Source organism: Paraburkholderia guartelaensis (assembly GCF_004353905.1).
GTDB classification, from domain to species: Bacteria; Pseudomonadota; Gammaproteobacteria; order Burkholderiales; family Burkholderiaceae; genus Paraburkholderia; species Paraburkholderia guartelaensis.
In genome coordinates this window covers 247,192-263,268 of the sequence record NZ_SMOD01000004.1, presented here as the reverse complement: position 1 = coordinate 263,268, position 16,077 = coordinate 247,192, and the positions used below count along the sequence as shown (strand labels likewise).

Annotated in this window: 10 protein-coding genes; 6 read left to right on the top strand and 4 right to left on the bottom strand. The window is 65.2% G+C overall.

Annotation, left to right across the window (positions count from 1 at the left end):
- Positions 1-57: 57 nt before the first annotated feature.
- Entirely contained in the window at positions 58-1,269 is a 1,212-nt protein-coding gene (locus tag E1N52_RS07470) for a XylR family transcriptional regulator (RefSeq protein ID WP_133181572.1), read from the bottom strand.
- Between the two features lie 310 nt (positions 1,270-1,579).
- Here E1N52_RS07470 and xylA point away from each other — a divergent pair, with 310 nt between their 5' ends.
- The 5 genes from xylA to E1N52_RS07445 all read left to right on the top strand — a co-directional run bounded on the left by xylA (position 1,580) and on the right by E1N52_RS07445 (position 8,550).
- Positions 1,580-2,902, top strand: coding sequence for a xylose isomerase (gene xylA, locus E1N52_RS07465; RefSeq protein WP_133181570.1), 1,323 nt, complete (start codon positions 1,580-1,582; stop codon positions 2,900-2,902).
- Between the two features lie 102 nt (positions 2,903-3,004).
- Entirely contained in the window at positions 3,005-4,495 is a 1,491-nt protein-coding gene (gene xylB / locus E1N52_RS07460; RefSeq protein WP_133181569.1) for a xylulokinase, read from the top strand.
- A gap of 195 nt (positions 4,496-4,690) precedes the next feature.
- Positions 4,691-5,719 (top strand): D-xylose ABC transporter substrate-binding protein, encoded by a 1,029-nt coding sequence (xylF, locus tag E1N52_RS07455; RefSeq protein WP_133181567.1) that lies wholly within the window; start codon positions 4,691-4,693, stop codon positions 5,717-5,719.
- Positions 5,720-5,752: 33 nt separating this feature from the next.
- Positions 5,753-7,354 (top strand): D-xylose ABC transporter ATP-binding protein, encoded by a 1,602-nt coding sequence (xylG, locus tag E1N52_RS07450; protein WP_425468026.1) that lies wholly within the window; start codon positions 5,753-5,755, stop codon positions 7,352-7,354.
- Positions 7,351-8,550: a sugar ABC transporter permease gene (locus tag E1N52_RS07445; protein WP_133181563.1), complete on the top strand. Its 1,200-nt coding sequence runs from the start codon at positions 7,351-7,353 to the stop codon at positions 8,548-8,550. The genes xylG and E1N52_RS07445 overlap by 4 nt, the downstream gene beginning before the upstream one ends.
- Positions 8,551-8,845: 295 nt before the next feature.
- On the opposite strand, the gene E1N52_RS07440 is transcribed toward E1N52_RS07445, so the two are convergent.
- Complete coding sequence (locus tag E1N52_RS07440) at positions 8,846-9,043, bottom strand: hypothetical protein (RefSeq protein ID WP_133181561.1); 198 nt, start codon at positions 9,041-9,043, stop codon at positions 8,846-8,848.
- On the opposite strand from E1N52_RS07440, the gene E1N52_RS07435 reads away from it, so the two are divergent.
- Positions 9,042-11,894: an ATP-dependent Clp protease ATP-binding subunit gene (locus E1N52_RS07435; protein WP_133181559.1), complete on the top strand. Its 2,853-nt coding sequence runs from the start codon at positions 9,042-9,044 to the stop codon at positions 11,892-11,894. The two genes, E1N52_RS07440 and E1N52_RS07435, sit on opposite strands and share 2 nt — an antisense overlap.
- 73 nt (positions 11,895-11,967) lie before the next feature.
- Here E1N52_RS07435 and E1N52_RS07430 read toward each other — a convergent pair whose 3' ends face one another.
- Together E1N52_RS07430 and E1N52_RS07425 are read right to left on the bottom strand one after the other, a co-directional pair.
- A complete protein-coding gene (locus tag E1N52_RS07430; protein ID WP_133181557.1) occupies positions 11,968-14,259 on the bottom strand; it encodes an ATP-dependent DNA helicase in 2,292 nt (763 codons plus the stop codon).
- Positions 14,256-16,007 carry a VRR-NUC domain-containing protein gene (locus tag E1N52_RS07425; RefSeq protein WP_205965586.1) on the bottom strand — a complete coding sequence of 584 codons (1,752 nt, stop codon included), beginning with the start codon at positions 16,005-16,007 and terminating at the stop codon, positions 14,256-14,258. Before E1N52_RS07425 ends, E1N52_RS07430 begins: the two co-directional genes overlap by 4 nt.
- Positions 16,008-16,077: the final 70 nt, after the last annotated feature.

The following is a 16,077-nucleotide window of genomic DNA, read 5'->3' as shown; positions in this document are numbered from 1 at the left end:
AGGTGAAGTGAACGTATGAAGAAAGCGTGAATGTCCGGGATGGCCGAAGCCGCCTCATCAAGTGGACACGCGTGGGCCAGAAGCGTTCGCGACACTGTCCTGATATTCGCGCGGCGTGCATCCCAGTTCGCGCCGGAAGACGGCATACATGTATTGCAGCGACGTGAATCCGCAGCGGATCGCCACCTCCGCGCTCGAGGCGTCGCGGCTCGCAAGCATCGCCTTCGCGGCGTCGAGCTTGTGGCGCAAGATTTCCTGATGGACCGTGCACTGCAGTTCTCGCCGGAAATAGTCTTCCAGCGACGAGCGCGATACGCCTACGTAGTCGGCCACCTGCTCGGTCTTGATGCCCTGGCAGGCGTACTGGCGGATGAAATGGCGTGCGCGCATGACATGCGGGCTCGACAGCGGTTCGTGCCGGGTCGATTCGAGCACGTTGATGCCGACGGGCGGCACCAGAATGCGTTGGCCCGGAAAGCGTGCGCCGCGCAGCATCTGGTGCAGCAAGTGCGCGGCGGTCTTACCCATTTCCTCCGTGCCCTGAATGACCGACGAGAGCGGAATGCGTGTGAGCGTGCGGGTGAGCGGATCGTTGTCGATGCCGATGATCGCCACCTGCTCGGGCACCGCAATGCCGTGAATCAGACACGCCTGGAGCAAATGCCGCGCGCGGGCGTCGGTCACGGCGATCACGCCCACGGGCTTGGGCAGGCTGTGCAGCCAGACGCTCAACTGCTCGATGGCCTGGTTCCACGCGCTGGCGCTGGTGGCCTGGCCCCGGTAGATCGGCGCCTGCAGGCCTTCCTCGCTAGCGATCGCCTGGAACGCCAGCTCGCGCTCCTGCGCCCAGCGGTTTTCCTGCGCGACGGGCAGGCTGTACATCGCAAGGTTCGGCAGGCCCGCGCCGATCAGATGCGTCCACGCGAGCGAGACCAGTTTGCGGTTGTCGGTTGCGATATAGGGCACGTCGGCCGGGTAGTGGGCGGCATCTTCGAACGACGAGCCCACGGCGACCACCGGCAGCGGGCAGCCGCGCAGGGCGTCGGCCACGTCGGGGTCGTCGAAGTCGGCGATGATGCCGTCCCCGTCGAAGCGCTCGATGCCCGCGAGGCGGCAGCGGAAGTCTTCCTCGAGAAAGAGGTCCCACGCAACGCGCGTGGAGCGCAGATAGTGGCCAATCCCCGCAATGATCTCGCGGTCGTACACCTTATTCGCGTTGAAGAGCAGAGCGATGCGGTGGGGCGTCTGGGAAGCGGGGGCACGGGTCATGTCGTATTGGTGGTTGTTCGCCCGGCGCGGAACGCCTGCGGAAAACCGCCATGTCTCCAGTTCGGGCGCGGTGCGCGCAAATGTGCACCGCGCTACGATGTCTCTGGCGCCTGCGGCGCGTCATTTTAAGCGTCCGGTTATTTTAGGCCCACATTCAGGTTCGCGGGCGCACCGGCCGTGTCCGTCGGCAGGAAACATTAAAGGTCTCACGCAATTTCGCAATTGCCGCGCTTTGCGCGTCGCGGGCAGTATGGCGTCACACAGAGGGATGCACGCTGCGCCGCTGCGCTGCAACAACATTGGAGACATCATGTCGTATTTCGAACATATCCCCGCCATTCGATACGAAGGCCCGCAGTCGGACAATCCGCTTGCGTACCATCACTACGACCGTACCAAGAAGGTGCTCGGCAAGACGCTCGAAGAGCATCTGCGCATCGCCGTGTGCTACTGGCATTCGTTCGTCTGGCCCGGCAACGATATCTTCGGGCAGGGGGCGTTTCACCGCCCGTGGCAGCAGCCCGGCGACGCCATGGAACGCGCCCACCAGAAGGCCGACGCGGCGTTCGAGTTCTTCTCGAAGCTAGGCACCCCTTATTACACGTTCCATGACACCGATGTCGCTCCGGAAGGCAAGGACCTGAAGGACTACACCGAAAACTTCAAGCGCATGGTCGACTACCTGGGCGAGCGCCAGCAGGCGAGCGGTGTGAAGCTGCTCTGGGGCACCGCCAACCTGTTTTCGAATCCGCGCTACGCCGGCGGCGCCGCGACCAACCCCAACCCCGAAGTCTTCGCGTACGCGGCCACACAGGTATGTCATGCGCTCGACGCGACGCGCAAGCTCGGTGGCGAGAACTATGTGCTGTGGGGCGGTCGCGAAGGCTATGACACGCTGCTCAATACCGACCTCAAGCGCGAGCGCGAGCAGTTCGCACGCTTCCTCTCGATGGTGGTGGAGCACAAGCACCGCACCGGCTTCACGGGCACGCTGCTGATCGAACCGAAGCCGCAAGAGCCGACCAAGCACCAGTACGACTACGACGTTGCGACGGTGCACGGCTTCCTCACGCAATACGGTCTGCAAAACGAAATCCGCGTGAATATCGAAGCGAACCACGCGACGCTTGCGGGCCACTCGTTCCATCACGAAATCGCGACGGCGTTCGCGCTGGGCGTGTTCGGCAGCGTCGACGCGAATCGCGGCGATCCGCAAAACGGCTGGGACACGGACCAGTTCCCGAACAGCGTCGAAGAGCTGACGCTCGCGTTCTACGAGATCCTGCGCCACGGCGGGTTTACCACGGGCGGCATGAACTTCGACGCGAAGGTGCGCCGCGCGAGCAGCGATCCGGAAGACATGTTCTATGGTCACGTGGGCGCAATCGACGTGCTCGCGCTGGCTCTCGAACGCGGTGCTGCGCTCGTGGAAAACGACCGGCTCGAGCAGTTCCGCAGTCAGCGTTACGCGGGCTGGGACAGCGAGTTTGGTCGCAAGATTCTCGCGGGCGGCTATTCGCTCTCGTCGCTCGCCACTGACGCACTCGCGCACGGCATGAATCCGCAGCACGCGAGCGGCCAGCAGGAGCGGCTCGAGAATGTCGTGAACCAGGCGATCTACGGCCAGCGCTAGCCGTGCCACGGCGCGCGAAAAAACGTTATCGCGCGCCGTCAAATTCGCAATTGCGCCGCTTGCGATTGAAGGCAAACTGACGCAAAAAATCAGGACGGAGACATGTTCATCGGTATCGACCTCGGCACGTCGGGCGTGAAGGCCGTGCTGCTCGATCGCGCGGGCGATGTGCTCGGCAGCGCGAGCGCGCCGCTCACCGTGAGCCGGCCGCAGCCGCGCTGGTCCGAGCAGGCGCCGCAAGACTGGTGGCTCGCCACGCAGAGCGCATTGCGCGCACTCATCGACGAGGCGCGCGGGCGCGGCATCGACCCGGCACGCATCGAGGCGCTCGGCCTGACCGGCCAGATGCACGGCGCGACGCTGCTCGACGCGCAGGGCGAGGTGCTTCGTCCCGCCATTCTGTGGAACGACGGTCGTTCGGATGCCGAATGTATCGAGCTGGAACGTGCGGTCCCGCAGTTGCATGCCATTGCGGGCAATCTCGCGATGCCGGGCTTCACGGCGCCGAAGCTGCTCTGGGTGCGCAAGCACGAACCGGAGATCTTCGCGCGCATCGCGCACGTGCTGTTGCCGAAGGACTATTTGCGCTGGCTGCTCACGGGCGTGTTCGCCACCGATCCGTCCGACGCCGCCGGCACGCTGTGGCTCGACATTGCGAAGCGCGACTATAGCGAGACCTTGCTGGAAGCGTGCGGCCTCACGCGTGCGCAAATGCCGGACGTATTCGAAGGCAACCAGGTGACCGGCACGCTGCGGCCCGAACTCGCGCGGCAATTCGGCCTGCGCGAAATTCCGGTTGTGGCGGGCGGCGGCGACAACGCGGCGGGCGCCGTGGGCGTGGGCATCGTGCGGCCCGGCGACGCGATGCTTTCGCTCGGCACTTCGGGCGTCTATTTCGCAGTCTCGGACGGCTTTCTCGCCAATCCCGATTCCGCGGTGCACAGCTTCTGCCATGCGTTGCCGCACACGTGGCACCTGATGTCCGTGATGCTCAACGCAGCCAGCTGTCTCGACTTCACGGCGCAGTTGACGGGTTACGAAAGCGTCGCCGCGTTGCTCGCCGACGCCGAGGCAAACTCGAACGCCGAGCGCGATGCGCGTCGGCCGTGGTTCCTGCCGTATCTGAGCGGCGAGCGCACGCCGCACAACAACGTCAACGCGAAGGGCGTGTTCTACGGCATGACCCCGCAGACCTCGCGCGCCGATCTGGCGAATGCAACGCTGGAAGGCGTGGGCTTCGCGCTGCTCGACGGCATGGATGCGCTGCACGCAGCGGGGCTCGTGCCGGACACGATCACCGTAATTGGCGGCGGCTCGCGCAGCGCATGGTGGACGCAGATGCTCGCCGATATCAGCGGCCGCGCGCTCACGTTGCGCGCAGGCGGCGAGGTGGGGCCGGCGCTGGGCGCCGCGCGCCTCGCGCATCTCGCGCTCGAGCCGGGCGCGACGCTCGATGAAGTGTGCCCGCAGCCGCCCGTGCTGGCGGTTCGCGAACCTGACGCCGCACGCCACGCCTGGTATCGCGAGGCGCGCCGTCCAACCTTTAGCGCGCTGTATCGCGCGCTCGAACCGGTTTTCGCCACCGGCGCCTGACTAGCGGCGCCGGCGAAGGAAAAACTGCATGGCCAGTGTAGTCGTGCAGCTAATTAGTCGTCCTACGGTTATACCGCACGCTGTGCCGTTTCGCGTGTGTTCCGCAATGATATCGGCAACACCCTGAAAACCATCGCCGCGGCGGCGACGCGTTCGCGCGCGCCTGCGCACCGGCATCAAGAGGAGTATGGAGACATGAATTTCGCCAAACGTCGTTCGGTTCTGAGTTCGCTCGTATGCGGGGCCGTGCTCGCGAGCCTGTCGCTTGCCGCACCGCTCGCGCACGCGAGCAAGGATCATCCCGAGATCGGCTTCTGTATCGACGACCTGCGTGTCGAGCGCTGGTCGCGTGACCGCGACTATTTCGTCGCCGCCGCGGAAAAGATGGGCGCGAAGGTGTCGGTGCAGTCGGCGGACGCGAGCGAAGAGCGTCAGGTCTCGCAGATCGAAAACCTCATCTCGCGCGGCGTGGATGTGATCGTGATCGTGCCGTTCAACTCGAAGGCGCTCACCAATGTCGTAGCCGAAGCGAAGAAGGCCGGCATCAAGGTCGTTTCGTATGACCGCCTGATCCTCGACGCCGATATCGACGCGTACATCTCGTTCGACAACGAGAAGGTGGGCGAGCTTCAGGCGAAGGGTGTCTACGACGCGCAGCCGAAGGGTAACTACTTCCTGCTGGGCGGCGCGCCGACCGACAACAACGCGAAGATGCTGCGTGAAGGACAACTGAAGGTCCTCAAGCCTGCCATCGACCGTGGCGACATCAAGGTGGTCGGCCAGCAGTGGGTGCCGGAGTGGAGCGCTTCGACGGCGCTGCGCATCATGGAAGACGCGCTCACCGCGAACAACAACAAGATCGACGCAGTCGTCGCCTCGAATGACGGCACGGCGGGCGGCGCGATCCAGGCGCTCGCTGCGCAGCATCTCGCGGGCAAGGTACCGGTGTCGGGCCAGGACGCGGACCTCGCAGCGGTCAAGCGCGTGGTGGCGGGCACGCAGACCATGACGGTCTACAAGCCGCTCAAGCTCATCGCGAGCGAAGCCGCGAAGCTCGCTGTCGATCTCGCGAAGGGCCAGAAGCCCGCGTACAACGCGCAGTACGACAACGGCAAGAAGAAGGTCGATACGGTGCTGCTGCAGCCGACGCTGCTCACGAAGAGCAACGTGGACGTCGTCGTGAAGGACGGCTTCTATACGCAGGCGCAACTGGCAAGCCAGTAACGCTTATGGCCTGACGGCCCGTGCGCGCCACGAGTGTTGCAACCGCGGCGCGGGCGGGCCATCGCAGCGAGTAACCAGCGTATGACCGAACCCTTGCTGACGATGCGCGGCATCGTCAAGTCTTTTGCGGGCGTGAAAGCGCTCGACGGCATCGACCTCACCGTGCGGCCCGGCGAATGCGTGGGCCTGTGCGGCGAGAACGGCGCCGGCAAATCCACGCTCATGAAGGTGCTCTCGGGCGTGTACCCGCACGGCACGTGGAGCGGCGAGATCCGTTGGGAAGGCGCGCCGCTCGAAGCGCAGAGCGTGCGCGACACCGAACGCGCGGGCATCGTCATCATCCACCAGGAGCTGATGCTCGTGCCCGAGCTGTCGGTTGCCGAGAACATCTTTCTCGGCAACGAAATCACGCTCCCGGGCGGACGCATGAATTACGCGGCGATGTATCAGCGCGCCGACGAATTGCTGCGCGAGCTGAACATCGACGCCATCAACGTGGCGCAGCCGGTGATGAACTATGGCGGCGGCCATCAACAGCTCATCGAGATCGCGAAGGCGTTGAACAAGCGCGCGAAGCTGCTCATTCTCGACGAGCCGTCGTCCTCGCTCACGGCGGCGGAAACGAAGATCCTGCTCGACATCGTGCGCGACCTGAAGCGCCGCGGCGTGGCGTGCGTCTACATCTCGCACAAGCTCGACGAGGTCGAAGCCGTGTGCGACACGGTTAGCGTGATACGCGATGGCCGTCACGTAGCCACCGAGCCGATGGCGGCGCTCACGACCGACCGCATCATCGCGCAGATGGTAGGGCGTGAGATCCGCAACCTCTTTCCGCGCGAGCCGCATGACATTGGCGAGGTCGTGTTCGAGGCCCGCAACGTGACCTGCTACGACGTGACGAACCCGCGCCGCAAGCGCGTGGACGACGTCTCGTTCTCGGTGCGCCGCGGCGAGATCGTGGGTGTGGCCGGACTCGTTGGCGCGGGCCGGACGGAAACGATGCAGGCGATCTTCGGTGCGTATGCGGGCACCTGCACGGCAACGGTCCTGCTCGAAGGCAAGCCGCTGAAAATTCGCTCGCCGCTCGACGCGATCAACGCGGGCATTGCGATGGTACCCGAGGACCGCAAGCGTCACGGCATCGTGCCGCAACTGGGCGTGGGCCACAACATCACGCTCTCGGTACTGCAACGCTTTTCGAAGCATGGCCGCATCGACACGGCCGCCGAACTCGATACGATCCGCACGGAGATGCAGCGCCTTTCGGTGCGCGCGGCGAACCCCATGCTGTCGATTGCGAGCCTCTCGGGCGGCAATCAGCAGAAGGCGGTGCTCACCAAGATGCTGCTCACCGACCCGAAGGTGCTGATCCTCGACGAGCCGACGCGTGGCGTGGACGTCGGCGCGAAGTACGAGATCTACAAACTGATCTTCCAGTTGGCCAAACGCGGCGTGGCGATCGTGATGGTGTCGTCCGAATTGCCCGAAGTGCTGGGCATCAGCGACCGCGTGCTCGTGATCGGCGAAGGCGAGTTGCGCGGCGACTTCGTCAACGAAGACCTCACGCAGGAAGACATTCTTGGCGCGGCGATCCAGAGCGTGCGCGCCCAACCCGATACAGCGAGTGCAGTATGACCCCCGACGTCACGACCCAAGGCGCACGCGAAGAACTACCGCAAGGCGGTAATGGCTTTGCCATGCGTTTCCAGCAACTCTTCGCGCGCTACAAGATCCTCGCGCTGCTGCTCGCAGTGGCGGTGATCTGGCTGTTCTTTTCGCTGCTCACGCATGGCGCGTTCGTCACGCCGCGCAACGTGTCGAACCTGCTGCGGCAGATGTCGATCACCGGGATGCTCGCATGCGGCATGGTGTTCGTCATCATCGCGGGGGAGATCGATCTTTCGGTCGGCTCGCTGCTCGGCCTGCTCGGCGGCGTCGCTGCGATTCTCGACGTGAATCGCGGCTGGCCTATCGGCGTGACCGTGCCGGTGGTGCTCGTGCTTGGCGTGCTCGTCGGGCTCTTCAACGGCTGGTGGTCGACGTATCGCCGAGTGCCGTCGTTCATCGTGGGTCTCGGCGGCATGCTCGCGTTTCGCGGCGTGCTGCTCGGCATCACGGGCGGCTCGACCATTGCGCCGGTGTCGGATCACTTCGTGTTTCTCGGCCAGGGCTATTTGCCGCGTGTAGCGGGCGATGTGCTGGCGCTCGCGCTCTTCGTGCTGCTCGCCGTGCTCACGGTGCGCCAGCGTGCGAACCGCAGGCGCTATCAGCTGAGCGTCGTGCCGCTCTGGCAAGACGGCGTGAAGATCGTCGGCGCGGGCGCGATCCTGCTCGCATTCGTGCTGATGCTCGACAGCTATGGCGGCATTCCGGTGCCTGTGCTGCTGCTGCTCGCGCTGCTCGGTATCTTCACATGGATCGCCACGCAAACCGTGTTTGGCCGGCGTATCTATGCGGTGGGCTCGAACCTCGAAGCCACGCGTCTTTCGGGCGTCAACACGAACCGCGTGAAGCTCGTCATCTTCGCGCTCATGGGTCTCATGTGTGCGTTCGCGGGCATCGTCAATACAGCGCGTCTCGCGGCGGGTTCGCCCTCGGCAGGCACGATGGGCGAGCTCGATGCGATCGCGGCCTGCTTTATCGGCGGCACGTCGATGCGTGGCGGTTCCGGCACCGTGTATGGCGCGCTGATCGGCGCACTCGTGATGGCGAGCCTCGACAACGGCATGTCGATGCTAGACGTGGACGCGTATTGGCAGATGATTGTGAAGGGCGGCATTCTCGTGCTTGCCGTGTGGATCGACGTGGTGTCGGGCTCGAACCGCCGTTGATAATCGCGCAGCAGACACGATTGCAAACCTGCTGTCGCTGTGAAAAAGATGACCGTGTTCTTGCATCGCGCGTGACACCGCGACGCGTTTCTTGCGGATGACTGTCACGCGCCGTTGCTCTCCTCGCGCGCCCCGAGCGCGCTCTCAGGGCGGGACTCATGTCCCGCCCTTTTTCTTTGCTGTGGCCGCTCAAGCACCTCGCATTGCGCGGCGCAGGTTCGACGCGCCGGCGATCGTTTCCTGCCACAATCGTTCGCACCTGTGCAGGGCGGTATACGCACGCGATGCGTGCGATTCATTCCGTCCGCAAGGTCATCGTCAGCCACAGCACCGCGCCGCAATGCTGTTCCAGCGCGTGCTCGCCGATTTGTCGCTTTGCTGGTGCAACCGCCGCATGAACTGCCGCGTTGCACTGAATCGCGCGCGAGGTTGTGCCAGCGGTTTTGCCAACTTCGTCGGCGCGATTCCGATCCTCCGGAGACAAGCCGACCATGCCCACTCTTTGCGAAATCTGTAATGCCCGGCCTGCAGTCGCGCGCGTGACTGTCGTGCAAAACGGGCAGCGCAAGTCGATGTCGATCTGCGACTACGACTACCGCCAACTGATGCGTCACCAAAGCATGCTCAACCCGTTCGATTCGCTGCTGGGCGGCAGCGGCCTGTCGCGCTTTTTCGGCGGCCAGGGCGGCGAGGACGAGCATGACGACGCGGGGCACGATCTCGCCGCCGAGGTGCCGCGCGAATCCGTGGATGCGACCGATGCGTTCAGCGAGCAGACGCTCGAAATCCTGCAGCGCGCCGCGGAAAAAGCGCATGAATTGCAGCGCAATGAACTCGACACGGAACACCTGCTGTACGTGCTGGCGGACACCGACGTTTGCGCTGCACTCCTGAAGGAGTTGAAGCTCTCGCCGCAGGACATCAAAGGCTATATCGATCAGCACGCGCAAAAGGGCACGGCTTCGCCCGATGCGCCCATCGACAAGATGACGATTTCGCCGCGCCTGAAAAAAGCGTTTCAGTTCGCGTTTCAGGCCTCGCGCGATCTCGGTCACTCATACGTTGGCCCAGAGCATCTGCTGATCGGTCTCGCCGCGGTGCCCGACAGCATTGCGGGCGCGCTGCTCAAGAAGTACGGCGTGACGCCCGAGGCGCTGCGTCAGAAGGTCGTGAAGGTGGTGGGCAAGGGCGCGGAAGACGGCCGCGTGGATGCGCCTACGGGTACGCCCACGCTCGACAAGTTCGGCCGTGACCTGACGGCCATGGCGCGGCAAGGCAAGCTCGATCCGGTGCTGGGTCGCGCGCAGGAAATCGAGAGCACGATCGAAGTGCTCGCGCGGCGCAAGAAGAACAACCCGGTGCTGATCGGCGAGCCGGGCGTCGGCAAGACCGCTATCGTGGAGGGGCTCGCACAGCGCATCGTCAATGGCGACGTGCCGGAGGTGCTGCGCGGCAAGCGGCTCGTGGAGGTGAACATCAATTCGATGGTCGCGGGCGCGAAATACCGCGGTGAGTTCGAGGAGCGCGCGAAGCAACTGATCGACGAAGTGACCGCGAAACACGACGAGTTGATTCTCTTCATCGACGAATTGCACACGATCGTCGGTGCGGGGCAGGGCGGCGGTGAAGGCGGACTCGATATTGCCAACGTGCTGAAGCCCGCTCTGGCGCGCGGTGAGCTGAGTCTCATTGGCGCGACGACGCTGAACGAGTATCAAAAGTACATCGAGAAAGACGCGGCGCTCGAACGTCGCTTTCAGCCCGTGCTCGTGCCGGAGCCCACGGTCGAGCAAACCATCGTGATCCTGCGCGGCCTGCGCGACAAGCTCGAAGCGCACCATCAGGTGACCTTCGCCGACGACGCCTTCGTGGCCGCAGCCGAATTGTCGGATCGCTACATCACGTCGCGCTTTTTGCCGGACAAGGCGATCGATCTCATCGATCAGGCGGCCGCGCGCGTGCGTATCGGCTCGACTTCGCGTCCCGCCGAGATGCAGGAACTCGAAGCGGAAATCGCGCAGCTCAAGCGCGAGCAGGACTACGCGGCGTCGCGCAAGCGCTTCGACGAGGCCAAGGGTTTCGAGGAGCGTATCAACGAGAAGCAGGAAAAGCTCGAAGAGCTGACCGAGGCGTGGCAGCGCAAGACAGGCTCGGAAACACTCGAAGTCACGGTGGCGTCGATTGCCGAGGTCGTGTCGCGACTCACGGGCATTCCGGTCGCGGATCTCACACAGGAGGAGCGCCAGAAGCTGCTCAAGATGGAAGAGACGCTGCGTGAGCGCGTGGTAGGCCAGGAAGATGCCGTGGTCGCCGTGAGCGACGCCGTGCGTCTTTCGCGCGCGGGTCTCGGTCAGTCTAACCGGCCGATCGCGACCTTTCTGTTCCTCGGGCCGACCGGTGTAGGCAAGACCGAACTCGCGAAGGCGCTTGCGGAAACCGTGTTCGGCGACGAGCAGGCCATCATCCGCATCGACATGAGCGAGTACATGGAGCGTCATGCGGTGGCGCGGCTCATCGGCGCGCCGCCGGGCTACGTGGGCTACGACGAGGGCGGCCAGCTTACCGAGCGCGTGCGGCGCCGCCCGTACAGCGTGATTCTGCTCGACGAGATCGAGAAGGCGCACGCCGATGTCTACAACGTCCTGCTGCAAGTGTTCGACGACGGGCGGCTCACTGACGGCAAAGGTCGCGTGGTCGACTTCAGCAACACGATTCTGATCGCCACGAGCAACCTGGGTGCGTCGATCATTATGGACAACCTCGAGCGCCCCGAGAAGTCGCGGCTCGACGACAAGACGATCCGTGCCGAACTCATGAAGGTGCTCAAGGGCCATTTCCGGCCCGAGTTCCTCAATCGCATCGATGAAATCATCGTGTTTCATGCGCTTTCGCGCGACAACATCCGTTCGATCGTGCAGATTCAGCTCGAACGCGTCACGCGCACGGCGGCCGCGCAGGGCATCACGCTCTATATGGGCCAGACGCTCGTCGATCATCTCGTGGAGGCCGGCTATCAGCCGGAGTTCGGCGCGCGCGAACTCAAGCGGCAGATTCGCCAGGAAGTGGAAACGCGTCTTGCCAAAGAGATACTCGGCGACGCACTGCAGTCGGGCGATACCGTCGAGATCGGCTACGACAAGACGAACGAGGAAGTCACGATCAGCAAGGTCGCCGTGCCGCCCGATGTGAAGGAGGACAAGCCGGCGAAGAAGGCGAAGAAAACGGCGGCGCCGTCTGTCGACGAAGTCGCGAACGAAATGGCCGCCGATGATATGGAAGGCGATCCGCCGCCGCCACCGCCGAAGAAGAGCAGCAAGAGCGGGGGCAAGGCGAAGCCTGCTTGATCGAGTGGAGAAACGGCTGGCGCACCCAAAAGTGCGCCAGCTTTTTTACATCATGAATAGTTCGTCATCCGGATCAACTGGCGGCGATGCGCCACCACGTGGGCAGCAGTGCGCGCACGCCGGGCTGCGCGAAGCGGTCGTCCAGCAGGTGCACGACGCCGCGATCGTGCTCGGTGCGGATCACGCGGCCCGCGGCCTGCACGACTTTGCGCAGGCCCGGAATCAGGTACGTGTAGTCGAAGCCATCTCCGTAGAGCGTATCCATGCGTGCGCGCATCGTCTCGTTCACGGCGTTCACCTGCGGCATGCCGAGCGTCGCGATGAACGTGCCGATGAGCCGCGTGCCCGGCAGATCGATACCTTCGCCGAACGCGCCGCCCAGCACCGCGAAACCAATGCCGCAGCCGCCTTCGACGAAGCGCGCGACGAAGGCCTGCTGGCCTGCCTCGTCCATGGTGCGCGACTGGAGCCAGACGTCCACCTCCGGATGGCGCGCCGCAAACGCATCGGCGGCTTGCTGCAGATAGTCGTAGCTGCTGAAAAAGCACAGATAGTTGCCGGGGCGTTCGGCAAATTGCGCGGCCACGCGCTCAACCAGCGCTTCGAGCGACCGTTCGCGGTCCTTATAACGTGTCGAGATATGGCGGGCGATGTGGACGTCGAGCTGCTCGGCGCGAAATGGCGTGTCGATGTCGATGTTCACCGTGTTGGCGGGCAGGCCGAGCATGTCGCTGTAGTAATGCGTGGGCGAGAGCGTCGCTGAAAAAAGCGTAATGCTGTGTGCCGTGGCGATGCGCGGGCGCAATGCATCCGCCGGCACGATGTTGCGGATGGCGATCGTGGAACGCGGGCGACGCGCGTTCTGATGCGCCAATGGCGTGACGTCGAAGAGTGAGTGCGTATCGAAGCGTTCGGCAATGCGCGTGAAGTGCAGGGCGTCGAAATAGAAGCGCTCGAGTTCGGGGTCGCGCACGAGCGCGGGTTCGGCGAGCTGGTCGCCGATCGCGCCGATCACGTCGCCAAGTGCGGCGACGAGGCCTTCGGGCAAGGTGTCGCTCGCGCGCCAGGCGCCGGGCAGCACGGCGTTCTGCGCGTTCCAGTGCTTCTGCAGGCGCGCGAGCGCACGCTTCAGTGGTGCGCTCGCGACGCGGCGCACAGTGTCGATGCGCGTTTGCACGAGTTCCGCCGAATACATCGCGCGGGCGCGCTCAGGGAGGTTGTGCGCTTCGTCCACGAGCACGCTCGCGCGCCACTGGTTGTGCGCGGCGAGCATGAACAGCATGGCGCTCGCGTCGAACCAGTAGTTGTAGTCGCCGACGATCACGTCGCACCAGCGCGCCAGTTCCTGACCAAGGTAGTAGGGGCACACGGCATGTTCGCTTGCCACCTCGCGCAGTGCCGCCCGATCGAGGCGCACGCGTTCGAGCGCCGCGGCGCGGGCGGCGGGCAGGCGGTCGTAGAAGCCGCGCGCGAGCGGGCATGATTCGCCATGACAGGCCGCTTCGGGATGCTCGCAAGACTTTTCGCGCGCAACGAGTTCGAGCACGCGCACGGGCACCTTCGCTCGTTGCGCATCGGCGCTCGCTTCGTCTTGTGTGCTTGTCAGCGTAGCCAGCGCATCGAGCGCCAGTTGACGCCCTGAGCTTTTCGCGCTCAGAAACACGACCTTGTCGATCGCCGCGCGCGGGCACGCCTTCAACTGCGGAAAGAGCGTGCCGATGGTCTTGCCGATACCTGTGGGGGCCTGCGCGAGCAGACAGCGCCCCTGTGTCGCCGCGCGCCAGACGGCTTCGGCAAGATCGCGCTGGCCGTGCCGAAACTGCGGATGCGGCAGGCGCAGTGTGGCAAGCGCGGCGTCGCGCGCGGCGCGGTGTGCGCTTTCCTGCTCGGCCCATGCGACGAAGCGACGGCATTGCGTTTCGAACGCGGCGCGCAATTCCGATGCGCTCGCATGCTCGACGAGCGCCGTCTCGCGGCCCGAACCGATGTCGTAGTACACCAAAGCGAGTTCGAGCGCGTCGAGACCGAGTTTGTCGCACAGGAGCGCGCCGTAGACGCGCAACTGCGCCCAGTGCAGCGCGCGCTGATTCTCGCGCATCGCATCGAGGTCGCCGCGATAGGTCTTGAATTCTTCGAGCCTTCGGCGCGCCGGATCGTAGCCGTCGGCGCGGCCGCGCACGGTGAGCGATTCGAACCTGCCGGAGAGTGCGATCTCGGTCTCGTAGCCGGGCGGGCGCCGCGCCGCGATGGCCGTGTGGCCGGCGCGGCCATCGCTTGCGTCGGGCGAGGGCGTGAAGCGCAAATCGAGGTCGCCGCGCTTCGCGGTGAACTCGCACAGCGTGCGCACGGCCACGGTGTAGCTCATGGCGCGCGCGGCGCGCGAGCGGCGGCGTCGTCTGTTTCGTCGGCTTCTTCGGCTGTGTCGGGCAGGCTGGGCCAACGCACCTGCAACACGGAAACCGGCATGCCGTGCTGCACGCAATAGGCGAGCCAACGGCGCTGGTTGTCCTGCAAACGGTCGCCGGGGCCTTTCACCTCGATCAGTTCGTAGCGCCGCTCGTGCGGCCAGAACCGCACGAGATCGGGCAGGCCCGAACGGTTGGCAACGGGTTCGCGCAGCAGCCGCTCGAACCACAGGCGCAGATGCGCGGCGGGGAAGCAGTCGAGGGCGAGCGTGAGCAGTTCGTCGCTCAAAGCGGGCCACGCGACGAACGGCGACTGTGTGCCGGATTTTTCCGCATAGCGCCGCAGAATCGAGTCGCGGTAGGCGTGAGTCTCGAGTTCGGCGAGGCATGTTTCGAACTGCGAAGCACGGCGTGCGACGAAGTCGGCGGCGTGCAGGTCGGCGGGGCCGCGCTGGAACGGGTGGAAGAACGCGCCTGGCAGCGGCGCGAACAGTGCGGGCCAGCACAGCAGGCCGAAGAGCGCGTTAATCAGCGTGTTCTCGACATAGAACACGGGCGCTCGCGGCGTGGCGAGCGCGATGCGCGCGGCTTCCTCGACGCGTAGCGCCCCAGGTGCCGCCGGCAGCGCGAGTTCTAACTGCGCGAACCCCGGCTCGGCGCTCGTCTTCGACTTCGCTCGCGCGCGTGCGAGACGCCCGAGTGTGCGCGCCGCGCGCTGCGCTTCCTCCTCGTTTTCGGGCGCATCGGCAATGGTCTGCGCGAGTGCCAGCGCTTCCTCGCGGCGGTTCAGTTGTTCGAGCACGCGCACGCGGCGGTAGCGCGATTCAGGATGACCGCAGTCGAGATAAGCGCGCCACGCAAGTTCGGGTTCGCCCGCGCGCTCGGCGGTGAGCCCCGCAGCGTGACGCAGCTTGTCGTGGCGGGCGCGCAGCCATGCGTTGGTTTGCGTGCGCGGGGCCAGCGCGTCGAGTGCTTCGAGGGTTCCGGCGATGGCGGCGGCAGCGTCGAAGTCCTCGGCCTGCGCGGCGCTCTCCAGTCCGTCGCGGCAATCGCGCAGCGCCAGATACGCGTCGATGTCTTCGCGTCGCTGGAACGCGCGCGAAGCACGATCGAAGGGCACGCTTTCGTAGCGATAGACACCGAGGTCGGCGAGCACGAACTCCGACCAGTCTTGATGCAGGTTGCCGAAGAACATGAGGCGCAGGCGCTCGCAGAGCGGGGCGCTCGCGAACAGCAGCACGGTGTCGGCCGAGGCCGGAAACCACGCATGCCAGTCGCGCGGCTCGGGCGAGGCGGCATAGTGCGCATGCAGCGCCTCGAGCGATGCCGCGCGCGTGGCGCGCGGTTCGAGCGCGATGCCAAGGTGCTCGGCCAGCACCTGCAGTTCGGCTTTCGTGACTAGCGCGGCGAGCGCTTCGAGATCGAGCACGGGCGCGTCGTCGAGCCAACCCGCCGCGACGAGCGGGGCCGCCGCCGCGCGCGGGCAGCCGATCTCGTCGTACGCGAGACGGCTCGCGCGGAAATGGGGTCCCTTGCGCATCAGCATGCGCACGAAGAGCGCGCGCGCCGCTTGCGGCATCCGGGCGAAATCGTCGGCGAAGCGGCGCTCGGCGTCGTCGAAGAGGTCGGCGCAGCGCGCATCGAGCCACGCTAGCGCACGCTCGAAGTTCGCGAGGTAGTAGAACGGATCGGGAGAGTCGGGAAGCACGCGCGGCACTGTACGGATATACAGCAGCGATGATAGCAGGGTCGCAGGCGGACGCGAGCGCCGTAAGGGA